Origin of the sequence: Microbacterium sp. cx-59, assembly GCF_020805625.1 — a bacterium.
GTDB lineage: Bacteria > Actinomycetota > Actinomycetes > Actinomycetales > Microbacteriaceae > Microbacterium.
In genome coordinates this window covers 33,115-54,670 of record NZ_JAJHGO010000005.1, presented here as the reverse complement: position 1 = coordinate 54,670, position 21,556 = coordinate 33,115, and the positions used below count along the sequence as shown (strand labels likewise).

Annotated in this window: 19 protein-coding genes; 11 read left to right on the top strand and 8 right to left on the bottom strand. The window is 69.5% G+C overall.

All coding sequences use genetic code 11. The features are described 5' to 3' along the window. The first annotated feature begins 35 nt into the window (after positions 1-35). Positions 36-1,487: an NAD(P)H-quinone dehydrogenase gene (locus tag LMI96_RS06065; protein WP_223721902.1), complete on the top strand. Its 1,452-nt coding sequence runs from the start codon at positions 36-38 to the stop codon at positions 1,485-1,487. Positions 1,488-1,597: 110 nt separating this feature from the next. Here the strand turns inward: LMI96_RS06065 and LMI96_RS06060 are convergent, their stop codons facing one another. Beyond that, on the bottom strand, positions 1,598-3,364 hold the full coding sequence (locus LMI96_RS06060; RefSeq protein WP_223721903.1) for a biotin carboxylase N-terminal domain-containing protein: 1,767 nt from the start codon (positions 3,362-3,364) through the stop codon (positions 1,598-1,600). A gap of 78 nt (positions 3,365-3,442) precedes the next feature. Beyond that, the gene (locus LMI96_RS06055) at positions 3,443-4,096 is read right to left on the bottom strand and encodes a nucleoside triphosphate pyrophosphatase (RefSeq protein ID WP_223721904.1); all 654 of its coding nucleotides are present in this window, start codon (positions 4,094-4,096) and stop codon (positions 3,443-3,445) included. Between the two features lie 69 nt (positions 4,097-4,165). Between LMI96_RS06055 and LMI96_RS06050 the strand changes: the two genes are divergently transcribed. The 4 genes from LMI96_RS06050 to LMI96_RS06035 are packed head-to-tail and all read left to right on the top strand — an operon-like array spanning position 4,166 to position 8,422. After that, positions 4,166-5,449 (top strand): class I SAM-dependent RNA methyltransferase, encoded by a 1,284-nt coding sequence (locus tag LMI96_RS06050; RefSeq protein ID WP_228360839.1) that lies wholly within the window; start codon positions 4,166-4,168, stop codon positions 5,447-5,449. A gap of 42 nt (positions 5,450-5,491) precedes the next feature. After that, positions 5,492-6,157 (top strand): response regulator transcription factor, encoded by a 666-nt coding sequence (locus tag LMI96_RS06045; protein ID WP_228360838.1) that lies wholly within the window; start codon positions 5,492-5,494, stop codon positions 6,155-6,157. Then, positions 6,147-7,379 (top strand): sensor histidine kinase, encoded by a 1,233-nt coding sequence (locus LMI96_RS06040; protein WP_223721907.1) that lies wholly within the window; start codon positions 6,147-6,149, stop codon positions 7,377-7,379. The genes LMI96_RS06045 and LMI96_RS06040 overlap by 11 nt, the downstream gene beginning before the upstream one ends. Then, entirely contained in the window at positions 7,376-8,422 is a 1,047-nt protein-coding gene (locus LMI96_RS06035) for a hypothetical protein (RefSeq protein ID WP_228360837.1), read from the top strand. Before LMI96_RS06040 ends, LMI96_RS06035 begins: the two co-directional genes overlap by 4 nt. A gap of 335 nt (positions 8,423-8,757) precedes the next feature. Here the strand turns inward: LMI96_RS06035 and LMI96_RS06030 are convergent, their stop codons facing one another. The 3 genes from LMI96_RS06030 to LMI96_RS06020 form a co-directional block, all read right to left on the bottom strand. Continuing rightward, a complete protein-coding gene (locus LMI96_RS06030) occupies positions 8,758-8,979 on the bottom strand; it encodes an acyl-CoA carboxylase subunit epsilon (RefSeq protein ID WP_228360836.1) in 222 nt (73 codons plus the stop codon). After that, positions 8,976-10,565: an acyl-CoA carboxylase subunit beta gene (locus LMI96_RS06025; RefSeq protein WP_223721910.1), complete on the bottom strand. Its 1,590-nt coding sequence runs from the start codon at positions 10,563-10,565 to the stop codon at positions 8,976-8,978. Before LMI96_RS06025 ends, LMI96_RS06030 begins: the two co-directional genes overlap by 4 nt. A 402-nt stretch (positions 10,566-10,967) precedes the next feature. Beyond that, positions 10,968-11,843, bottom strand: a complete 876-nt coding sequence (locus LMI96_RS06020) for a DNA/RNA helicase (RefSeq protein ID WP_228360835.1) — start codon at positions 11,841-11,843, stop codon at positions 10,968-10,970. Between the two features lie 396 nt (positions 11,844-12,239). On the opposite strand from LMI96_RS06020, the gene LMI96_RS06015 reads away from it, so the two are divergent. The 6 genes from LMI96_RS06015 to LMI96_RS05990 all read left to right on the top strand — a co-directional run bounded on the left by LMI96_RS06015 (position 12,240) and on the right by LMI96_RS05990 (position 18,154). Further along, positions 12,240-13,040: a biotin--[acetyl-CoA-carboxylase] ligase gene (locus LMI96_RS06015; protein ID WP_228360834.1), complete on the top strand. Its 801-nt coding sequence runs from the start codon at positions 12,240-12,242 to the stop codon at positions 13,038-13,040. A 104-nt stretch (positions 13,041-13,144) separates the two neighbouring features. Beyond that, on the top strand, positions 13,145-13,708 hold the full coding sequence (locus tag LMI96_RS06010) for a PH domain-containing protein (RefSeq protein WP_228360833.1): 564 nt from the start codon (positions 13,145-13,147) through the stop codon (positions 13,706-13,708). A gap of 72 nt (positions 13,709-13,780) precedes the next feature. Beyond that, the gene (locus tag LMI96_RS06005; RefSeq protein ID WP_228360832.1) at positions 13,781-14,917 is read left to right on the top strand and encodes a 5-(carboxyamino)imidazole ribonucleotide synthase; all 1,137 of its coding nucleotides are present in this window, start codon (positions 13,781-13,783) and stop codon (positions 14,915-14,917) included. A gap of 124 nt (positions 14,918-15,041) precedes the next feature. After that, positions 15,042-15,509: a 5-(carboxyamino)imidazole ribonucleotide mutase gene (purE, locus tag LMI96_RS06000; protein ID WP_223722530.1), complete on the top strand. Its 468-nt coding sequence runs from the start codon at positions 15,042-15,044 to the stop codon at positions 15,507-15,509. A gap of 2 nt (positions 15,510-15,511) precedes the next feature. Further along, positions 15,512-16,984: an LCP family protein gene (locus LMI96_RS05995; protein WP_228360890.1), complete on the top strand. Its 1,473-nt coding sequence runs from the start codon at positions 15,512-15,514 to the stop codon at positions 16,982-16,984. A 63-nt stretch (positions 16,985-17,047) separates the two neighbouring features. After that, positions 17,048-18,154 (top strand): glycosyltransferase, encoded by a 1,107-nt coding sequence (locus LMI96_RS05990; protein ID WP_228360831.1) that lies wholly within the window; start codon positions 17,048-17,050, stop codon positions 18,152-18,154. Between the two features lie 64 nt (positions 18,155-18,218). On the opposite strand, the gene LMI96_RS05985 is transcribed toward LMI96_RS05990, so the two are convergent. Genes LMI96_RS05985 through rfbA form a run of 3 tightly spaced genes read right to left on the bottom strand, consistent with a single transcriptional unit; the run spans position 18,219 to position 21,510 of the window. After that, positions 18,219-19,628, bottom strand: a complete 1,410-nt coding sequence (locus tag LMI96_RS05985) for a bifunctional dTDP-4-dehydrorhamnose 3,5-epimerase family protein/NAD(P)-dependent oxidoreductase (RefSeq protein WP_228360830.1) — start codon at positions 19,626-19,628, stop codon at positions 18,219-18,221. A gap of 6 nt (positions 19,629-19,634) precedes the next feature. Next, on the bottom strand, positions 19,635-20,636 hold the full coding sequence (gene rfbB, locus LMI96_RS05980; RefSeq protein WP_228360829.1) for a dTDP-glucose 4,6-dehydratase: 1,002 nt from the start codon (positions 20,634-20,636) through the stop codon (positions 19,635-19,637). Positions 20,637-20,640: 4 nt separating this feature from the next. Then, the gene (gene rfbA / locus LMI96_RS05975) at positions 20,641-21,510 is read right to left on the bottom strand and encodes a glucose-1-phosphate thymidylyltransferase RfbA (RefSeq protein WP_228360828.1); all 870 of its coding nucleotides are present in this window, start codon (positions 21,508-21,510) and stop codon (positions 20,641-20,643) included. Positions 21,511-21,556 lie beyond the last annotated feature (46 nt).

Here is a 21,556-nt window from a genome sequence, read left to right as displayed (position 1 = left end):
TCGCGCTGCCCGCGCGCGCGGGAGACAATGAGCACATGTCCGTCAGCTTCGAGAGTTCGCAGAGCGTCGCCATCATCGGTGGAGGGCCCGGCGGATACGACGCCGCGCTCGCCGCCGCCCAGCTGGGGGCCGAGGTGACGGTCGTCGAGCGCTCCGGCATCGGCGGCTCGGCCGTGATCACCGACGTCGTCCCATCCAAGACGCTGATCGCGACGGCGGATGCGGCGGTGTCGATCGCGGGTGCCGGCGACCTGGGCGTGCAGCTGTTCGCGCGGAACGGCGACGGCACGCCCCTTCAGCCCCACATCGCGATCAACCTCGCGGCCGTCAACCGCCGCACGCTCGCGCTCGCTCGCCAGCAGTCCGACGACATGCGCGCCACTCTCGTCGAGGCCGGCGTCCGCATCATCTCCGGGCACGGGCGCCTGGAAGGTCCGCGGGCTGTCGTCGTCTCGACGGGCCCCGGCGGCACCGATTTCGACCGCGTCGAAGCCGACACCCTGGTCGTCTCGGTCGGCGCCTCGCCGCGTGAGCTTCCGACGGCGAAGCCCGATGGCAGCCGCATCCTCACGTGGACTCAGCTGTACGACATGAAGACGGTCCCCGAGCACCTCATCGTGGTCGGCTCGGGCGTGACCGGCGCCGAGTTCGCTTCGGCGTACATGAACCTCGGCGCGAAGGTGACCCTCGTGTCGAGCCGCGACCAGGTGCTCCCGGGTGAGGATGCGGATGCGGCGGCGGTGCTCGAGAAGGTGTTCGCCCGCGGCGGCATGACGCTTCTCGCGAAGGCGCGCGCCGACCGGGTCGTGAACACGGGTTCGGGTGTCGTCGTGACCCTTTCCGATGGGCGGACCGTCGAGGGCAGCCACTGCCTGATGGCGGTCGGGTCGGTACCGAACACCGCCGGCATCGGGCTGGAAGAGGCCGGGATCGAGATGACCGAGTCCGGCCACATCCGGGTCAATCGGGTCGCCCGCACCTCCGTGCCGAACATCTACGCCGCGGGGGACTGCACGACGTTCGTGCCGCTCGCGTCGGTCGCCTCGATGCAGGGGCGCACGGCGATCTTCCACGCGCTCGGCGATGTCGTCATCCCGCTCGACCAGCGCCGTATCGCCGCCAACATCTTCACCGCGCCCGAGATCGCGACCGTCGGGTGGCAGGAGAAGGACATCGCGGAGGGCACCGTCAACGGCGTCGTCCGCAAGCTCCCGCTCGCCGCGAACCCGCGCGCGAAGATGATGGGCATCAAGGACGGCTTCGTCAAGATCATCGCCCAGAAGAACAGCGGCACTGTGCTGGGCGGCGTGATCGTCGGACCCCGCGCATCCGACATGATCTACCCGATCGCGATCGCCGCCGAGCGCCGCCTGACGGTCGACCAGGTCTCTCGCGTGTTCGCGGTGTACCCGTCGCTCTCGGGCAGCATCACCGACGCGATGCGCGCGATGCACGTCGTCGAGCGCTCCGGCGAAGACGAGGACTGACCCCGCGCGGGCGGGTGCGGCCCGCCCCCGTTCCCGCAGTCCCTTGTCGCGCGCTACTTTTCTGCTCCCGCGCCACAGATCTGAGGCGCGGGAGCAGAAAAGTGGCGCGCCTAGGTGATCGTGAGCAGTCGGTGGCCGGCGGAGACGGTCGTGCCGGGGGCGGCGTCGATCCCGCCGACCACGCCGTCCTTGTGGGCCTGGATCGGCTGCTCCATCTTCATGGCTTCGAGCACGACGACGAGGTCGCCCTTGACGACCTGCTGGCCGTCCTCGACGGCGAGTTTCACGATCGTGGCCTGCATCGGAGCCTTGACCGCGTCGCCCGATGCTCCCGCGACGACCGAAGTCTGGTGCGAGCGGCGCGAGGGCGGCACGATCGCGGGGCGTCCGGATGCGGCGGGCGCCGCAGCGATGCGGTCGGGCAGGCTCACCTCGAGGCGCTTGCCACCGACCTCGACGACGACCGTGTGGCGCGCCTCCGCCGGGGCCGGGTCGCCCAACTCGCCGTCCCACGCGGGGATGTCGTTGTCGAACTCGGTCTCGATCCAGCGGGTGAAGACGCCGAATTCGCCGCTCTCCGCGGTGAAGGCGGGGTCGCGGACGACCTTGCGGTGGAAGGGGATCACGGTCGGAAGCCCGGCGACCTCGAACTCGTCGAGCGCGCGGCGGGCGCGAGCGAGCGCCTCGTCGCGGTCGCGACCGGTGACGATGAGCTTCGCGAGCAGCGAGTCGAACGCGCCCGAGACGGCATCGCCCGCGGTCACTCCCGAATCGAGTCTGATGCCGGGACCGCCGAACGTCTTGAAGACGCTGATCGGGCCGGGCTGGGGCAGGAAGCCGCGGCCGGGGTCTTCGCCGTTGATCCGGAACTCGATCGAGTGGCCGACCGGCGCCGGGTCGTCGTATCCGATGAGCTCGCCCTCGGCGATGCGGAACTGCTCGCGGACGAGGTCGATCCCGGTGACTTCCTCCGAGACCGTGTGCTCCACCTGCAGTCGCGTGTTGACCTCGAGGAAGGAGATCGTGCCGTCGGCGCCGATGAGGAACTCGCACGTGCCGGCGCCGAGATATCCGACCTCGCGGAGGATCGCCTTCGACGACTCGTAGAGGATGCGGTTCTGCTCTGCGGTCAGGAACGGCGCGGGCGCCTCCTCGACGAGCTTCTGGTGGCGACGCTGTAGAGAGCAGTCGCGGGTGGAGATGATGACGACGTTGCCGGCCGCATCCGCTAGGCACTGCGTCTCGACGTGGCGGGGCTTGTCGAGGTACTTCTCGACGAAGCACTCGCCGCGACCGAACGCGGTGATCGCCTCGCGGGTGGCGGATTCGAACAGTTCCTCGACCTCGTCGAGTTCGCGCGCGACCTTGAGGCCGCGCCCGCCGCCGCCGTATGCCGCCTTGATGGCGATCGGCAGCCCGAACTCCCGAGCGAACGCGACCACTTCGTCGGCACCGGACACGGGCCCCGGCGTGCCGGGGGCGAGTGGCGCGCCGACCTTCTCGGCCACGTGGCGGGCGGTCACCTTGTCGCCGAGCGACTCGATGGCGTCGGGGGACGGCCCGATCCAGATGAGCCCCGCTGCGATGACCGCGCGGGCGAACTCGGCGTTCTCCGCAAGGAAGCCGTAGCCGGGGTGCACTGCATCCGCCCCCGAACGGCGGGCGATCGAGAGGATCTTCTCGATGGAGAGGTACGTGTCGGCGCTCGTTGCGCCCTCGAGTGCGTAGGCCTCATCGGCGAGGCGGACGTGGAGGGCGTCGCGATCCTGGTCGGCGTAGACGGCGACGGACGCCTTGCCGGAGTCGCGAGCGGCACGGATGATGCGGACGGCGATCTCGCCGCGATTCGCGATGAGGACCTTGGCGATTCGAGGCATGGGTGCCAGCCTACCGAGCGTTTCCCGACTGTTTTTGACCGAACCTCACAAAACGGCGGACAAACCGTGGGTGGGTTCCTACGACACGTCCCACAGGTCGGTCCAGGTCACGTCGAGTTGCCGGCAGAGCTGCCGGAGAGTCGACAGCGACATGCCGACGACGGTCGAGGGGTCGCCCTCGACCCGCGTGATGAAGGCCCCGCCGAGGCTGTCGACCGTGAACGCGCCCGCGACCAGCAGCGGTTCTCCGGTGGCGACGTACGCCGCGACCTCGCCGTCGGTGACGTCAGCGGCGAAGGTGACGGATGCGGCCGCCACCGCGTGCGCCTCCTGCGGGGGTCGTCCGGGAGAGAGTCGCACGACGCTGTGGCCGGAATGCAGCACGCCGGTGCGCCCGCGCATCTGGTGCCAGCGGGCCGTGGCCGCCTCCGGCGTGTAGGGCTTGCCCAGGATCTCGCCGTCGATCTCGAACATCGAGTCGCCGCCGATGACGATGCCGTCGAACGCGGGGTCGTCGGCTTCGACGACGGCGGTGACGGCGGCCGCTTTCCGGCGAGCGAGCAGCAGGACGTGCTCGTCGGGGGCGAGTGTGCGCCCCTCTCCGGCCTCGACGGCGGCGATGACGGCCTCTTCGTCGACGTCCGGTGCCTGCGTCTCGGGTTCGATGCCGGCCTGGCGCAGCAGCATGAGCCTGGCGGGAGACGTGGAGGCGAGCAGCACGCGAAGGGGCATGATCTCCACGGTAGTGCGCCCCGGTCCGCCCGGCGATCGGCCCGCCACGGCATGTGACAGGCTCGACGTATGGACACCGGTGACGTCATCGACCTCGAGATCACGGATGTCGCCCACGGCGGCGTCTTCGTCGGCCGCCACGGCGAGCCCGGCGAGAAGGGGCGTGTCGTGTTCGTGCCCGACACGATGCCCGGCGAGCGGGTGCGGGTGCGTCTGACCGATACCCGCAAGCCCGCGTTCTGGCGTGGCGAGGTCGTCGAGGTGCTCGACGCGTCGCCGCACCGCCGGCCGCACGTGTGGGCGCAGGCGGGCCTCGACCACCCGGCCGACGATCGTCCCGGCGGGGCCGACTTCGGGCACATCGCGCTGGACGAGCAACGCGCCCTCAAGCTCCGCGTCGTCGAGGATGCCCTCGCGCGGATCGGCAAACTGGACCTCCCGGCGACGATCGAGCCGCCGCGTCCGGTGACCGACGCCGCGGGCGCCGTGCACGAGGAGTCCGAGGACGGCACCGGCTGGCGTACGCGCGTCAGCCTGCACGTGGATGCGGACGGCCGCATCGGACCGTTCGGCGCGCGCAGCCATCGGGTGGTTCCGGTCTCGGAGCATCCGTTGGCGACCGCTGCGATCGCGAATACCGCCGCACGCCTCGATCACGGTCGGCCGGGACGGATCGACCTCGTCCAGCCCGCCGACGGGCGTGTGCGCGTGCTGCCGCGCCCCGACGCTCGGCCGGCGCGCCGGGCGACCCCGGAGGTCGTCCGCGAGATCGTCGGCGAGCGGGAGTTCCGCGTGGACGCCGGCGGATTCTGGCAGGTGCATCGCCTCGCGCCCCGCACCCTGACCGATCTCGTCACCGACGCGTTGCGCGAGGTCGGAGCGGATGCGGACGGCTGGCACCTCGACCTCTACGGCGGTGTCGGCCTGCTGGCCGCGGCCATCGGTGGCGTCGTCGGCCCGCTCGCGCGCATCACGACGGTCGAATCCGACGCTCGGGCGACCGAGCACGCGGGGGAGAATCTCGCGGAATGGGTCGGCGCGCGTGCGGAGACGGCCCGCGTCGAGCGCTGGGTCGACGCGCTGGCGAGCGGCGCGAGCGCCGCGGAGCAGGAGCGGCTGCAGCGCGGTGTCGTGGTACTCGACCCGCCCCGGTCGGGTGCGGGAACGCAGACGACGCGCGCGATCGCCAGGCTCGCTCCGCGCGCGATCGTCTACGTCGCGTGCGACCCGGTCGCGCTCGCCCGGGACCTCGCGGTTTTCCGCGAGGAGGGCTACGAGGCCGCCACGGTGCGGGCCGTCGATCTGTTCCCGCACTCGCATCACATCGAAGCCGTCGTCGCCCTCACCCGGTGACGCCTCGCCATCCGGTGTCGGTGCCGCGGTTAGCATGAGCGCATGACGCGCGTTGCTTTCGTCGATGACCACGAGTCCGTCCGGCTCGGGGTCGAGGCGGCGTGCGCACGCACCGGCACCACCCAGGTGATCTTCTCGGGTGCCACCGTCGACGCCTACCTCGCGTGGCGCCGTGAGGACGGCGGCGCCCCGGCGGATGTCGTCGTGCTCGATCTGACCCTCGGCGACGGAACGACGGTCTCCGAGAACGTCAACCGCCTCGTCGACGACGGCAGCGCGGTCATCATCTACAGCGTCGCCGACCGGCCCGCCGCCGTTCGCGAGGCGCTCCAGGCGGGCGCGGCCGGCGTCATCAGCAAGGCCTCACCCGTGCACGACGTCGTCTCGGCGATCGAGACGGTCGCGGCCGGCGACGCGCTGAACACCGTCGAGTGGGCGAGCGCCATCGAAGGTGACCGCGCGTTCGCCGACGCGCAGCTCTCGATCCGCGAGCGCGAGGTGTTGCGGCTGTACGCCGCGGGTCTGCCGCTGAAAGCCGTCGGCGAGCGGCTCGGGATCGCGTTCTCGACCGCGAAAGAGAACATCACCCGCATCCGGATCAAGTACGTCGAAGTCGGGCGCCCCGCGCCCACGAAGGTGGACCTGCTGCGCCGCGCGCTCGAAGACGGCCTGCTCGAGGAGTACTCGGTGGGCGCCAATGGCGGCTAAGGCCCCCGCGGCGCCGACCGTCGACGAGTACGCGGGAATCCCGGGCATCGCATCCTTCACACGCGAGCGCGTGGAACGGGTCATGGCGGTGTCCGTGGCGATCGGAATCCTGGCCCTCGGGGCCCAGGGGTTCTTCGCCTCGATCGGGGCGCCCGATGTTCGTCCGGGCTGGCTGCTGCCGCTACAGCTTCTGACCTTCGTTCCCCTCGTCCTCACCGTGATCTCGTTCTTCTCCGGCACGGCGGTGAGAACGTTCGGCACGATCTTCGTCGCCGCGTACGTGATCGTGCTCCTGCTCTGGCCGATGGCGACGGCCGGATCGCAGACCGCCATCACCTTCCAGCCGTGGATCTACTTCATCGTGAACGTGGCCACGGTCGCCGCGGTGATCGTCATGCCGTTCCGGGTGCACCTCGTCGTCACCATCGCGATTCCGGTGCTGTACTGCCTGGTGCGGATGGTCGAGGCGCAGTTCGTCCCCGAAGCGTGGATCGCGGTCGTGCTCGACAGCTCCTACTCGCTCATCCTCGGGAGCGTCCTGATGATGGTCGGGTGGACGTTCCGCACCGCCGCGACCACGATCGACGATCGACGCGCGCGCGCCGTGTCGTCCTACGCGCAGGCCGCCGCGGTGAACGCCACCGAGCGGGAGCGCGTCGCGGTCGCGGCGCTGATGCACGACAGCGTGCTGGCGGCGCTCATCGCGGCGGAGCGGGCCGAGACCCCCCGGGAACGCGACCTCGCCGTGTCGATGGCTCGCGAGGCGCTGACCCGGTTGGCCAACACCGACCGCGACGTCGGCGAGGGCAGCGATGCGCCGGTACCGGCCGACTCGATCGTCGACGGCATCCGGAACGTCCTGGTCGAGATGCGGGCGGATGCAGACATCCGGGTGCAGATGCATCCGGACACCCCGACCGTGCCCGGACGTGTGGCGCGCGCACTCGTGCTGGCGGCGACCCAGGCGCTGGCGAACGCCGTCGAGCACGCCGGCGCCGCCGACCTGACCGTCACCGTCGAGGGACGCCCGGCACCCGAGGGCGTCATCATCACCGTGCAAGACGCCGGAGGCGGCTTCGACATCCGCAGCGTGCCCGCCGATCGGCTCGGCATCCGGGCGTCGATCCTCGCCCGGGTGAGTGCGTTCGGTGGCGAAGCCGTCGTCGACTCCGACGAAACCGGCACCCGCATCACGATGGTCTGGCGAAGCGGGGCGGCATGATCAGCATCCGTTTCGTCATCTCGATGCTCGGCGTCGCTTTCACGTCGTTCCTGATCGCGCGCGCGGCCTGGCTCACCGGGCCCGTCGACAATCTGCCCCTGCTCTACACGACGATGGTCGTCTACCTCGTGAGCGCGTGGCTCTGCATCTTCTGGGGACTATCGTGGCGCACCGCGGCCCGCACGAACAGCGTGTCGGTCGGGCGCGGAAACGAACGGCTGCCGGTGTGGGTGTGCCTGGTGGCGTTGGTCGTCGCGATGATCCTCCCGCCGGCGGTGAGCCTCGGCGTCGGCAGCGGAGCGCTGACCGAGCAGTACGCGACCTGGTACATCGGCGGCATCGGCGCGACGATGACGATCCTCGTCGTCCGCCGCCGTCCGTGGCCGGCGTGGAGCGGTACGGCTCTGCTCGCCGGCCGGTCGATGTTCCTGCTCGGCCCGGGCGATGCGCTCGGTCTCGGTCTGGTCGGGTCGGTCGTCTGGGTCGCGGGCGCGCAGTTCTTCACCTTCGCACTGGATCGCGCGGCGCGCGACACCGAGCGGCTCAGCGAGCTGCAGCGCAAGGCATCCGCCGTGCACGCCGCACAGAGCGGGCAGCAGCGGGAGCGCCGCATCCAGGTGCAGCGGGCGCTCGCCGTCGCCGGGCCCGTTCTCGGCCGCACGATCGCGAGCGGCGGATCGCTCACCCCGGAGGAGCGCACCGAGGCGCGGATCGCCGAGGGGCGGCTGCGCGACGAGCTGCGCGGACCGCGCCTTCTCGACGAGGCCGTGCGGGAGGCGCTGGACGCGGCGCGGCGCCGTGGTGCGCTCGTGACGGTGCTCGACGAGGGCGGCCTGGACGGTCTCGACGACGGGCAGCTCGGCGAGATCCGACGCGAGCTCGCCGACACGCTGCGGAGCGCCCGCTCGGAACGGCTCTACATCCGCACGTCCCCCGACGACCGCGTCGCGGTGACGGTCGTGGGGCGGGCCGCGTCGGCGCTCGGACTGTCGGACGAAGACAGCGTCGACCTCTGGCGCGAGATCGAACACCCCGTTCGCTGAGCGCGCTTGCGGGTGAGGGTGCGGTCGCGGCCGCGCGCATGAACGGATGCGGCGGCACGCGCTCGAGAAAGTGGCACGCACGCGAGAGAGCGGCACGCACGCGAGAACGTGACCCGCGCGATCGTCGCGGTGAAGGGGAGGGGAGCGGGAGGCGGCGAAACGCACGCCCCCCGCCCCGGGCAGACGGTTACCCGAAAACCGTCTGCGAGGCCGGTCCCGTCTGTCTACCCTGGTCGACAGCGGAACGACCGAACGCGAAAACGCGTTCCAGCGGTTCAAGTATCGCTAGCGGTGCGCGCGTCGTCTGTAGGTCTTTTGGGGGACATTTTCCGGGCTCAGCCGGAGAATCCGCCCCAGCCCAGATCCCGGCGCAGGGGGGAGCGGAGCCCGCGCTGCGAGATCTCCCACCGCGAGCGGCGGCTCTCATCGGCGCGGGCGTCTTCGGACTCCTCCACGTAGCCGGTCGTGACGACGGCGATCACCGCGGCGAGTTCTTCCTCGGTGGGGTGTCCGCGCCGAACATCCACCCTCAGACCGGGGGCAGTCTCAGCGGTCACAGGGGGATGTTCCCGTGCTTCTTGGGCGGCAGGCTGGCGCGCTTGCCGCGCAGCGAACGCAGCGCCTTCGCGATCGCGACACGCGTCTGCGCGGGCTCGATGATGCTGTCGAGCTCGCCGCGCTCTGCTGCGAGGAAGGGCGACGCGACGTTGTAGGTGTACTCGTTCGCGAGCTTGGTGCGGACCGCGGCGACGTCTTCGCCGGCCTCTTCGGCGCGCTTGAGTTCGCCCCGGTAGAGGATGTTGACCGCGCCCTGACCGCCCATCACGGCGATCTCCGCGGTCGGCCACGCGAGGTTCACATCGGCGCCGAGCTGCTTGGAGCCCATCACGATGTACGCGCCGCCGTAGGCCTTGCGGAGGATGACCGTCACGAGCGGCACGGTGGCCTCTGCGTACGCGTACAGCAGCTTCGCGCCGCGACGGATGACACCCGTCCACTCCTGGTCGGTGCCCGGCAGGTATCCGGGCACGTCGACGAGCGTGACGATCGGGATGGAGAAGGCGTCGCAGAACCGCACGAAGCGGCTGGCCTTCTCGCCCGCGTCGATGTTCAGCGTGCCGGCCATCTGCGACGGCTGGTTCGCGATGATGCCGACCGAACGGCCCTCGACGCGACCGAAACCGATCATGATGTTCGGCGCGAACAGCGGCTGGACCTCGAGGAACTCACCGCCGTCGACGATGTGCTCGATGACCTGACGGATGTCGTAGGGCTGGTTGGCCGAGTCGGGGATGACGGTGTTGAGGAAGCGGTCCGCATCCGTCGTCTCGAACTCGAACGCGCTCTCGTACGTCGGGATCTCGGCCATGTTGTTGTCGGGCAGGTACCCGAGCAGCGAACGGACGTAGTCGATCGCGTCGTCTTCGTCGTCGGCGAGGTAGTGCGCGACCCCGGAGCGGGAGTTGTGGGTGTGGGCGCCGCCGAGTTCTTCCATGCCGACGTCCTCGCCCGTGACGGTCTTGATCACGTCGGGGCCGGTGACGAACATCTGGCTGGTCTTATCGACCATGATGACGAAGTCGGTGAGGGCGGGGGAGTACACCGCGCCGCCGGCCGCGGGGCCCATGATGATCGAGATCTGCGGGATGACCCCGGATGCGGCGGTGTTCAGCCGGAAGATCTCGCCGTACTTGCCGAGGGCGACGACGCCTTCCTGGATGCGGGCGCCGCCGGAGTCGAGGATGCCGATGCAGGGCATGCCGCCGCGCAGGGCGAACTCCATGACCTTGATGATCTTGTCGCCCGCGGCCTCGCCGAGCGAGCCACCGAAGGTGGAGAAGTCCTGCGCGTACACGGCGACCGTGCGGCCATGGATCGTGCCGACGCCCGTGACGACGGAGTCGCCGTAGGGGCGGGACTTGTCCATCCCGAACGCGGTCGTGCGGTGACGCACGTACTCGTCCATCTCGACGAAGCTGCCGTGATCGACGAGCATCTCGATGCGCTCGCGCGCCGTCAGCTTGTTCTTCGCGTGCTGCTTCTTCTGGGCGGCGTCCTCGGCGTCGAGAACCGCTTCCTGGTAGCGCTGGCGCAGATCCGCGATCTTGCCGGCGGTGGTCGAGAGGTCGGGGGTGTCCGTCACGCGTTCCACCCTATCGGCGGGGATGCCGGCGGCCTTGGAGGGTGGGCACAGCGGTTGGCCGGATCCGCTGTGCGCATGCTCCGCGCCGGTGGGGGTGGGGGATGGGTGCGTGAGTCGGTCGGGGCGTGCAGCGCGGGACGAGTCGCGGCCGAGGTGAGGGGATTCCGCCGAGGTGAGGGTGCGTGCGCCGCATCCGCCCTCATCTGGGCGGATCATCCTCATCTGAGGAGGCTCCGGATGCGGATGCGTGGTGTGAGGAGCGGGTGCGCGGTGCGGAGCGTGGGGTGTGGCGCGTGCGCGGCGCGCGGGGTGCGGCGCGCGACGAGTCGCGGCCGAGATGAGGGGATTCCGCCGAGACGAGGGTGCGTGCGCCGCATCCGCCCTCATCTGGGCAGATCATCCTCATCCCAGGAGGCGCCGGGAGCCGTGACCGGATGCGGATGCCGCCCGCAGGGGCGCCAGATGCAGGCCCTGCGCCATCGCTTCGAGAACCTCCCGCTCCATCTTCTCGGCGACGTGGATGGTCTGGAAGTAGTCGTATCGGAAGACCGTGCAGCCGAGCAGGCGGAGCGCGCGATCGTGCGCGAGGTCGCGACGGCGTTCGGCGGCCCGGTGGAAGGAGAGTCCGTCGAACTGCAGCACCAGATGAGTGCCGACGAGACCGTCGACATCGTGTCCGGCGAGCCGCACCTGCTGGCGGACGGGCACCCCCGCGCGTCGGAGCCGTGCGACGCCGATCGTCTCCACCCCGGAGTCCGAGAGGTCCTCGACCTCGGCGCTGAGAGCACGCGCCCGCGTGCCGGGCCAGGTGACGGCCGCAAGATGCTCCGGTGTCGCGATGCCCCGCGCGACGGTGGATTCCCACGCCGCTCGCGCGTGATCGAGCGGCTGGCACACGGCGATCGCGGCCAGGACGTTCTCGATCGGCTCGACCAGCGAGCGCGGATGGGCGGGAACGATGGGCCGGGCGCGGTGCACGCGGAGGCCCTCGACGCTCGCGCTCGCGTGCGGCGGCAGCCAGAGGTGCGGGCCGGAGGGTTCATCCGATACCCACACATTCCGGACCGCCGCGGCGCTGACGCACGTGAGTCGCGCGCCCCGTGACGCCGCCGCGCGGATGGCGGCATCCGCATCCGGATCGACGACCCACTTCCGGCGGATCAGCAGCAGGCCCTCCTCGGACACCGCGCGGCGGATGCGCTCGGCGGACCACCCCGCATCGACGAGATCACCGCGATGGATGTAACCGAGCGGATGCAGACGCGCGCGAATCGACATCGCCCCAGCCTGCGTCGTGCAGGCCACCCGGAAACTCTCTGCACAGGCGCGATGCGGCAGGGTGGCGCCGGGGAGGACCAGTGGGCGGGGTGCGATCCGGGCGCGGACGACCTCCGCGCCGTCGGGGACCGAGGCGATGCGCCCCGCCGAGCGGAGGGGTTTCTGCCGAGACGAGGGCTTTTGCGCCGCATCCGCCCTCGCCTCGGCAGATCATCCTCATCTCGGCGGGTGGCGTGGTGCATCCCGGCGCGCAGCGCGGCGCATCCCGGCCTGCGGCGCGGCGGCCCGCGGCGTGGCACAACCCCGCGAGCGGCGCGCCGCGCGAGCACTACGCCCCGCGCACCGCGGCGTGTCAAGTCGACACCACCGGATGCGGCCGCGCGTAGGGTGGGCGCCATGTCGATCCCCGCCGAGGGCTTTCCGCTCGCCGCTGCCATCAGTCCGCGTCTGCAGGTCGTGGAGACGACCGATTCGACGAACGCGGATGTGGTCGCGGCGGTCCTGCAGGAGGACGCCGGATGGCCGCACCTCTCCGCTATGCTCACGACCGATCAGCGGCATGGCCGAGGCCGCCTGGACCGCACCTGGACGGCGCCCGCGGGCACGGCGCTGGCCGTGTCGGTCGTCGTGCGCGTGCCCGGGATTCCGGCGCAGGCGCGCGGTTGGGTGCCGCTGATCGCGGGTGCGGCGATGACCCGGGCGGTCGCCGCCCAGCTCCCGGAATCGCACGACGTGGGACTCAAATGGCCGAACGACGTGCTGGCCGACGGCGGCAAGATCTCCGGTATCCTCGCCGAGGCCGTGCCGAATCATCCGGATGCGATCGTCATCGGTGCGGGCGTGAACACGCGGATGCCGCAGGCCGACCTGCCGGTGTCCACCGCCGTGTCCTTCGAGGTGCTGGGGCGAGCCGCCGACGATGACCGTCTGCTCGCCGACTATCTTTCTGCGCTCGACGAACTGCTCCAGAAGCTGATCGCGGCAGGCGGAGACGCCACCGCATCCGGGATCCGAGACGAGATCACGCGGATGTGCACGACCATCGACGCGCGGGTCCGGGTGTCGTTGCCCGACGACACCGTGCTCGAGGGACGCGCCGATCGCCTCGACGAGGCGGGCCGGCTGGTCGTCGTCACCAACGGCGCCGAGGTTGCCGTCGCCGCCGGCGACGTGACCCACGTCCGTCCTACCCCCTGACCTCGGCCGATGGGGCCCATCCGAGCGGCAACGAACACGCACCGATCGACGTCGCCGTGCGTGTGCTGCGACGCGGTGTCGGTGACGCACGTCAGAATGAGGGCATGATCCAGCCGACCGGTCTCGGCCTGTCCCGACCGCTCACGCCCGCGCCCGGCGTTCCGACGCCCGAGCGCCGCATCGTGCGCACGCGGCATCATGCGCGCCGGCTCACCTGGTCGGCGCTGATCCTGATCGCCGTGGCCGGTGCGGTCGGCTTCTTCTACAGCAACCTGCCGTCGCCCTTCGAGGACTGGATGCTGCTCACCGCCGCGGGCGTCGTGGTCTTCCTGTTCGTGCTGCTGCCGTTTCTGGTCTGGTGGTCGCACACGTACGTCATCACCACGCGCCGCGTGATCGAACGCTCCGGAATCCTCCGACGTCGGGGGCGTGAGCTCACCCATGTCCGCGGTTACGCGATCACCGAACGCCGCGGAACTCTGCAACGCATGTGGCGGACCGGTTCGCTGAGCCTCGACGACGGGGTGGAACGCCCTCTCGTCATCCGCAACATCCCGCACGTCGCGCTCGTGCACGAGGTGCTCGTCGACCAGGTCGAGGTGAACCAGATCCTCGCCCATCGCGACGGGCAGTCGCTGCCGCCCGCGCCGCCGCTTCCCGGGCGTTAGGCCGGCACGACGCGGCGCCGAGAACACGGCGAAGCGGTGTGGGGGAGAATGGCCGGGACGAAAGGGAGTCGCATGACCGTGCGTGTCGGTGTGGTGGGCGGAGGACAACTCGCCCGGATGATGATCGCCCCGGCGGTCGAACTCGGACTCGAGATCCGGGTGCTGGCCGAGCAGGAGGGGATGTCCGCATCCCTGGCCGCGACCCAGGTCGGCGACTACCGCGACCTCGACACCGTCCGGGCGTTCGCCCGTGAGGTCGATGTCATCACGTTCGACCACGAGCACGTGCCGCAGGACGTGCTGCGCGCGCTCGTCAGCGAGGGCGTCGCGGTGCGCCCCGGGCCCGACGCGCTGCAGTTCGCACAGGACAAGCTCGTCATGCGGGCGCGACTCGCCGAACTCGGGATGCCGCAGCCGGACTGGGCCGCGGTCACATCCGCCGGCGAATTGCAGGTCTTCCTCGACGCCCACGGCGGCCGCGCCGTCGTGAAGACGCCGCGCGGCGGCTACGACGGCAAGGGTGTGCGGGTCGTCGACGCCGCGACCGAGGCCGACGACTGGTTCGCCGCGCTCGCCGAAGACGGGCGGGGCGGTGCGTTGCTCGTCGAGGAGCTCGTGGAGTTCACCCGCGAGCTCGCGCAGCAGGTGGCGCGGCGCCCGTCCGGTGAGATCGTCGCGTACCCCGTGGTCGAGACGGTGCAGCAGGGCGGCGTCTGCGCCGAGGTGGTAGCACCCGCCCCGCGCGCCGGCATCCGGCTCGCTCAGGTGGCCGAGCGCATCGGTATCGCGATCGCCGAGGGCCTCGGCGTCACCGGGATGCTGGCGGTCGAGCTATTCGAGACGGTCGATGATCGTGTGCTGGTCAACGAACTGGCGATGCGACCGCACAACAGCGGCCACTGGACCCAGGATGGCGCCGTCACGAGCCAGTTCGAGCAGCACCTGCGTGCCGTGCTCGACCTGCCGCTCGGCGACCCTTCGGCGCGTGCGGACTGGTCGGTCATGATCAACGTGCTGGGCGGCCCGTCGCAGGGAACCCTCGATGACCGCTTCGCCGACGCGATGGCCGCGCACCCGCGGGCGAAGATCCACACGTACGGTAAAGCGCCGCGCCCGGGCCGCAAGGTGGGGCATGTCACGGTGACCGGCGACGACCTCGAGGACGTCGTGTACGAAGCGCGCGCCGCCGCATCCGTCTTCCTCGACTGAACGCGAAGCGGGCGCGGATCGATGCGGGTGCGCGCCGTTGCCGCGAACACACAGCAGTGCGGCCTACCCTGAACGGGTGACCCGGCCACTGCATTCCTCCGACGCGCCTCTGGTCGGCGTCGTGATGGGTTCTGATTCCGATTGGCGCGTCATGAGCGCGGCCTCCGAGGCGCTGACCGAGTTCGGCGTGCCGCACGAGGTCGAGGTCGTTTCCGCCCACCGCACGCCCGACAAGCTGCACCGGTACGGCCGTGATGCGCGCGCCCGCGGACTCAAGGTCATCGTCGCCGGAGCCGGCGGCGCGGCGCACCTCCCCGGGATGCTGGCGTCGGTGACGCCGCTGCCGGTCATCGGTGTGCCCGTGCCGCTCGCAACTCTCGACGGACTGGATTCGCTTCTCAGCATCGTGCAGATGCCGGCGGGGATTCCGGTGGCGACCGTGTCGATCGGCGGCGCGAAGAACGCGGGGCTGCTGGCCGCCCGCATCCTCGCGGTCGCGGACTCCGCGCTCGCGGATCGGATCGAAGCGTACGCGCGGGAGCTCGAAGACGTCGTCGAGCAGAAGAACCAGCGTCTGAAGGATTCCCTGTGAGCGTGACGAGCGCCGCTCGTCCGCGCGGTGCCGGTGCTTCATCGCGGAGCGTCGTCAACCCGTATCCGCTCCGCTATCCCGACAGCTCGTCGCGCGCGGGCATGACGCGCCGCGCGTGGTGGCTCGTCGGGATGAACATCCTCGTTCCGGGGTCGGCGCAGGTTCTCGCCGGTAATCGGCGTCTCGGTCGCATCGGTCTCGGTGCGACGCTGTTCCTCTGGGTCGTCGTGATCCTCGGCGGCGCGATCGCGCTGCTGTCGCCGAGCGCGATCATCGGGATCGCGGCCGCGACGTGGATTCCGGAGTGGCTGAGCGCGCTCCGCAGTCTGCCTCTTCTGATCGCACAGGGCGTGCTGCTGCTGTACGGCGTGCTCTGGGCGGTGCTCACCATCGACACGCTGCGTCTCGTGCGGTTCGTGAAGATCGAGCCCTGGGCGCGGATCGGCACCGGAATCGTCGCGATCGTCGTCATGGTGCTGAGCACCGGCGGCGCCGTCTACGCGTCGAACGCGACGGGGGCCGTCCGCGACACGCTCAGCTCCGTCTTCACCCAGTCCGGCCCCGCGATCCCGCCGGTCGACGGGTACTACAACATCCTCCTGCTCGGCGCCGACAGCGGCGAGGGGCGCGATTCGATGCGCTTCGACAGCATTTCCGTGGTCTCCATCAACGCCGACACGGGCGCCGTCAGCATCTTCGGCATCCCGCGCGACATGCCGAACTTCCCCTTCGCTCCGGGTCCGATGCAAGACAAGTACCCCGACGGTCATGAGAGCCACGACAGCAAAACCTGCGGCTGGGGGAGCGGCATCAACCAGCTCCGCACCGAGGTCGAGGTGTGCCAGGACGGCAACGAGCTGTATCCGGATGCGGTGGACAACGGCTCCGAGCCCGGTGTCGAGGCGACGAAGGACGCGGCCGAGGGCATTCTCGGCATCGAGATCCCTTACTACGCGTTCATCGACATGGACGGTTTCGCGGCGCTCGTCGATGCCCTCGGAGGCGTGAACATCACCGTGACCGAGCGGCTCCCCGAGGGTGGCGGCCCGGCGTACGCGGGGCAGCCGGCCGAGGACTGGGCCATCGGCTGGATCGAGGCCGGCGAGCAGCACATGGACGGCAACACCGCGCAGTGGTACGCCCGCTCCCGGTACACGACGAACGACTGGGATCGGATGCGGCGCCAACGCGAACTGCAGGAGGCGATCCTCGCGCAGGCGACGCCGGCGAACGTCCTGACCCGCTTCCAGGAAGTCGCAACGGCCGGGCAGCACCTGGTCAAGACCGATATTCCGCAGTCGATGCTCGGCTACTTCGTCGAACTCGCGATGAAGGCGAAAGAGCAGCCGGTCACCACGGTCGAGATGACGCCCGCGACGGGGATCGACGATCGCAACCCCGACTACGCGTACGTGCAGGAGCTCGTGCAGCAGACGCTGCATCCGGTCGCGGCGACGGAGACTCCCGCGGGCTGAGTGATTTCGTCCCTCTGCGGTGTCTCTCAGGGGCGGCGGACGGGTGCTCGTTAGTCTCGGAGGGTGACCGTCTCTCTGCGCGTGGTGCTCGACCAGCTCGTCGACGTCGTCGACGCGGACGTGGCGGAGGCCGAAACGCAGATCGCCCGCGCGCTCGTGGCCACCGCGCCCCGGGGCTGCGTCGTCGAGGCGATCGTGCCGGCTGGGTCGGAGGGAGCAGTTCCGGATGCGGCGGCCGTCGCCGAGGTGACGAAGGCGCCGCTCACGCGCGCCAAGCTGTCGGCTGCGTGGCAGCTCGGGATCGCCCCGGGCCTGAATCGCGGGCTCATCCACGCGCCCTCGCTGATGGCGCCCCTCGTGCGGCACGACCGTGTGAACGACAACGATCAGACGGTCATCACGGTCTGGGATCTGTGCGCGTGGGAGGTGCCGGACGCGATGCCGCGGGGCGCGGTCGCGTGGCATCGGTCGATGGTGAAGCGTGCGGAGAAGTACGCGGATGCCGTGATCGTGCCCGCGCACGCTCTTGCCGAGCGGCTCTCCGAGGCATCGCCGAAGCTGCACTCTCGCATCCGCGTGATTCCCGGTGCCGCGCCGCTCGGGTTCGCCGTGCCCTCGGATGCGGTCGGTCGTCGTCGCGAGCTGATGCTGCCCGATGAGCTGATCGTGCTCGCCGCTGGTCGCTGCGATGATGCCGCGCTGGCCGCGGGCCTGGCCGCGATCGCGTCGTTGGGCGATGAGCATGCGGTGGTCGTGCTCGACATCGCCGAGGGCGGAGAGTCGCGGGTGGAGGACCTCGCCGCGGCCGCGGGCCTTCGCGCCGAGGTCGTGCACTCGCGGGCTTCGCTGTCACCCGCGGATCGTGCCGCCGTCTTCGGTGCGGCCCTCGCCGTCGTGGCCCCCTCCGCGTTGACCGCGTTCCCGTGGCGTGTCGTTGACGCTATGGCCCTGGGGGTTCCCGTTGTCGCGATCGCGTCGCCGATCCACCAGGAGATTCTGCTCGACGGCGGCTCGCTCGCGCCGGCGGAAGGCCTGGGCGAAGCGCTCGCCGAAGTGCTGTCGACCGACGCGAACCGACGCCGCGCATCGGTGCGTGCCGCCGACCGCGGCAGTTCGTTTTCATGGCGCGATCACGCGGAGAGAGTCTGGGCGCTGCACGCGGAGTTGTAGTCTGGTCGCCGCGTGGTCGACTTGGACAACATCTCGAGAGAAGGCGAGTTTCGGCGCAGACGCCTCAGCGCCTGGTCAGATAGCCCCTGACCGCGACGAGGTACTCCTGAGCGTGGAATCCGGCGTTTTCTACCTTGACGGCTGACAGCACGCTGTTGCGTGGTCGGGGTGCGATGGGGGTCGTCGCTGCGGAGAAGTATTCGTGGGTGGTGACGCCGGTGACGCGGTCGGGGTCGTGTCCGGTGATGTTGTAGACGTCGCGGGCGATGTCGTACCAGGTGTGGGGTTCGCCGTGTCCGGTGAGGTTGTAGGTGCCGTGTTCAGCGCTGGTGTCGAGGAGGTGGTGGATGCCGCGGGCGATGTCGGTGGTGAAGGTGAGGCGGCCTACCTGGTCGTTGACGACGTTGGGGTTGATGCCGCGTTCGGCGAGGCCTGCCATGGTGCGGACGAAGTTGTTGCCGTCGCCGATGACCCAGCTGGTGCGGATGATGTAGTGGCGGGGGACGGTGGCGGCGATGGCGTCGCCGGCGGCTTTGGTTTGCCCGTAGACGCCGAGGGGGGAGAGGGGGTCGGTTTCGGTGTAGGGGCCTGGTTTGGTGCCGTCGAAGACGTAGTCGCTGGAGACGTGGACGAGGGTGATGCCGTAGGTCGTGGCGATGCCGGCGAGGGAGGTGAGGCCGGTGACGTTCGCGGCCCACGCGGCGGTGCGTCCGGTGGGGGTTTCGGCGGTGTCGACGGCGGTGTATGCGGCGGCGTTGATGATGGTGTCGTAGTCCCGCCACCGGCGTGCGGAGCCGAGGCCGGGTGCGGTGAGGTCGAGGGTGTTCCGGGTGGTGTACTCGACCCACGGCACGTTGCCGTATTCGGTGCGGAGGGCGGTGCCGAGTTGCCCGTTCGCGCCGATGACGAGTGTCTTTTTGCGGGGGATCGGGGTGACGCCCGCAAGGCGGGGGTGGTTTTTGTCTTTCTCGCTGATCTCGACTTGATCCAGCGGGATCGGCCAGGTGATGCCGGCGGTTTCGTCGGCGAGGTTCAGGAACGAGTACGACGCGTTCGGTGACCAGTGATCGTTGACGAGGTACGTGTACGCGGTGTCGGGTTCGAGGGTCTGGTAGCTGTTGCCGACACCGCGGGGGACGTAGATCGCGCGGGACGGGTCGAGTTCGGTGGTGTACACGGCGCCGAACGTGGGGCCCTCGCGTAGGTCGACCCACGCGCCGAAGATCCGACCGGTGGCGACGGACACCCATTTGTCCCACGGTTCGGCGTGGATTCCGCGGGTGGTGCCTGCGGCGTCGTTGAAGGACACGTTGTTCTGCACGGGACCGAAGTCGGGAAGGCCTGCGGCGACCATCTTCTCCCGCTGCCAGTTCTCCTTGAACCAGCCGCGCGAATCCCCGTGCACGGGCAGATCGAACACCACCAACCCGGGGATGGGGGTAACGGTCTGCGCGAGCTGCTTGCCGAACTCCATGATGGTCTACTGACCCCTGGTTGCGTAGAAGGCTTCGACGCCGTCTTTGGTGGGGGCCCACCAGGGTTCGTTGTTTTGGTACCAGGTGATGGTGTTGGTGATGCCTTGTTCGAAGTTTTGGTACTTCGGGGTCCAGCCGAGTTCTGTGCGGAGTTTGGTGGAGTCGATCGCGTAGCGGAGGTCGTGTCCGGGGCGGTCGGTGACGTGGTCGTACGCATCACGCGGCTGTCCCATCGTGGTGAGGATGAGTTCGACGACGTCTTTGTTGTTCTTCTCCCCGTCGGCGCCGATCAGGTACGTCTCACCGATGACACCGTTGTTGAGGATGGTGAGGACGGCGGAGGAGTGGTCGTCGGCGTGGATCCAGTCGCGGACGTTTTCGCCGGCCCCGTAGAGCTTGGGGCGGATCCCGCGGATCACGTTCGTGATCTGGCGGGGGATGAACTTTTCCACGTGCTGGTAGGGGCCGTAGTTGTTGGAGCAGTTGGAGATCGTGGCTATCACGCCGAACGACCGCACCCACGCCCGCACCAGCAGATCCGAGCCCGCCTTGGTGGACGAGTAGGGGGAGGACGGGTTGTAGGGGGTGTTCTCGGTGAACCGGGCCGGGTCATCGAGTTCCAGGTCCCCGTAGACCTCGTCGGTGGAGATGTGATGAAACCTGCGGTCGTGTTTCCGTGCGGCTTCCAGAAGCGTGTACGTGCCGATGATGTTCGTGTCCAGGAACGGGCGCGGGTCGTTCAGGCTGTTGTCGTTGTGAGACTCCGCGGCGTAATGCACGACCGCATCGACCTCACCGAACAACGTGTCCACCAGGCCCTGGTCGGCGATGTCGCCTTCGACGAACCGGAACCGGTCCTCGGGGAGCCCGTCCAGGGAGGCGAGGTTTCCGGCGTAGGTGAGTTTGTCGAGGACGGTGACGTGGTCATCGGTGTGGGCGAGGACGTGGTGGACGAAGTTCGAACCGATGAACCCGGCCCCACCGGTCACGAGAAGTTTCCGGACCATGCGTTTACTTGCCCCTCTTCAAAATATCCAGCAGGTACGCCCCGTACCCGGACTTCACCAACTTCACCGCACGCTCTTCCAACTCCGCATCCGACAGGAACCCCTGCCGCCACGCGACTTCCTCGGGAACACCGATCCGCATCCCCGTGCGCCGTTCCATGGTTCGCACGTACTCGCCCGCGTCGAGCATCTGATCAAACGTCCCCGTGTCCAACCACGCCGTCCCCCGAGGGAGAACCTCGACCTGCAACTTCCCCGCATCCAAATACGCCGAGTTGATGTCCGTGATCTCGTACTCACCGCGCGGGGAGGGCTTCAGGCCCCGTGCGATCTCCACCACATCGTTGTCGTAGAAATACAACCCCGGCACCGCATAATTCGACTTCGGGGCCACCGGCTTCTCCTCCAACGACACCGCCCTGCCCGCATCGTCGAACTCCACCACCCCGTACGCGGACGGCTCTGCCACCCAATACGCGAACACCGCACCACCATCAACATCGCTGTACCGCTTCAGCTGCGTGCCCAATCCGGGTCCGTACAACAAGTTGTCGCCGAGGACGAGGGCGACCTTGTCGTCGCCGATGTGGTCCGCGCCGATCGTGAACGCCTGCGCCAACCCATCCGGCGACGCCTGCACAGCGAACGACAACGAAATCCCGAGGTGGGACCCATCGCCCAGCAGTCGCCGGAAATGCGGCGCATCGTGCGGAGTTGTGATGACGAGGATTTCCGTCGTACCCGCGAGCATCAACGTCGTCAACGGGTAATACACCATCGGCTTGTCATAAACCGGAATCAGCTGCTTCGACACCCCCAACGTGATCGGATGCAACCGAGTCCCCGAACCACCAGCCAAAATGATGCCGCGCATGGGCACATCCTGGCACGTCCACGTCAGGACCTTGGCTCGCAGGACC

What these genes read in the sequence shown, in the direction of transcription:
- LMI96_RS06020 (WP_228360835.1), bottom strand. Translation starts at nt 11,843, where the DNA reads ATGTCGATTCGCGCGCGTCTGCATCCGCTCGGTTACATCCATCGCGGT.
- LMI96_RS06065 (WP_223721902.1), top strand. Translation starts at nt 36, where the DNA reads ATGTCCGTCAGCTTCGAGAGTTCGCAGAGCGTCGCCATCATCGGTGGA.
- LMI96_RS06055 (WP_223721904.1), bottom strand. Translation starts at nt 4,096, where the DNA reads ATGCCCCTTCGCGTGCTGCTCGCCTCCACGTCTCCCGCCAGGCTCATG.
- rfbB (WP_228360829.1), bottom strand. Translation starts at nt 20,636, where the DNA reads ATGGTCCGGAAACTTCTCGTGACCGGTGGGGCCGGGTTCATCGGTTCG.
- rfbA (WP_228360828.1), bottom strand. Translation starts at nt 21,510, where the DNA reads ATGCGCGGCATCATTTTGGCTGGTGGTTCGGGGACTCGGTTGCATCCG.
- purE (WP_223722530.1), top strand. Translation starts at nt 15,042, where the DNA reads ATGGGTTCTGATTCCGATTGGCGCGTCATGAGCGCGGCCTCCGAGGCG.
- LMI96_RS06040 (WP_223721907.1), top strand. Translation starts at nt 6,147, where the DNA reads ATGGCGGCTAAGGCCCCCGCGGCGCCGACCGTCGACGAGTACGCGGGA.
- LMI96_RS06015 (WP_228360834.1), top strand. Translation starts at nt 12,240, where the DNA reads ATGTCGATCCCCGCCGAGGGCTTTCCGCTCGCCGCTGCCATCAGTCCG.
- LMI96_RS06035 (WP_228360837.1), top strand. Translation starts at nt 7,376, where the DNA reads ATGATCAGCATCCGTTTCGTCATCTCGATGCTCGGCGTCGCTTTCACG.
- LMI96_RS06010 (WP_228360833.1), top strand. Translation starts at nt 13,145, where the DNA reads ATGATCCAGCCGACCGGTCTCGGCCTGTCCCGACCGCTCACGCCCGCG.
- LMI96_RS06005 (WP_228360832.1), top strand. Translation starts at nt 13,781, where the DNA reads ATGACCGTGCGTGTCGGTGTGGTGGGCGGAGGACAACTCGCCCGGATG.
- LMI96_RS06060 (WP_223721903.1), bottom strand. Translation starts at nt 3,364, where the DNA reads ATGCCTCGAATCGCCAAGGTCCTCATCGCGAATCGCGGCGAGATCGCC.
- LMI96_RS06050 (WP_228360839.1), top strand. Translation starts at nt 4,166, where the DNA reads ATGGACACCGGTGACGTCATCGACCTCGAGATCACGGATGTCGCCCAC.
- LMI96_RS06045 (WP_228360838.1), top strand. Translation starts at nt 5,492, where the DNA reads ATGACGCGCGTTGCTTTCGTCGATGACCACGAGTCCGTCCGGCTCGGG.
- LMI96_RS05985 (WP_228360830.1), bottom strand. Translation starts at nt 19,628, where the DNA reads ATGGAGTTCGGCAAGCAGCTCGCGCAGACCGTTACCCCCATCCCCGGG.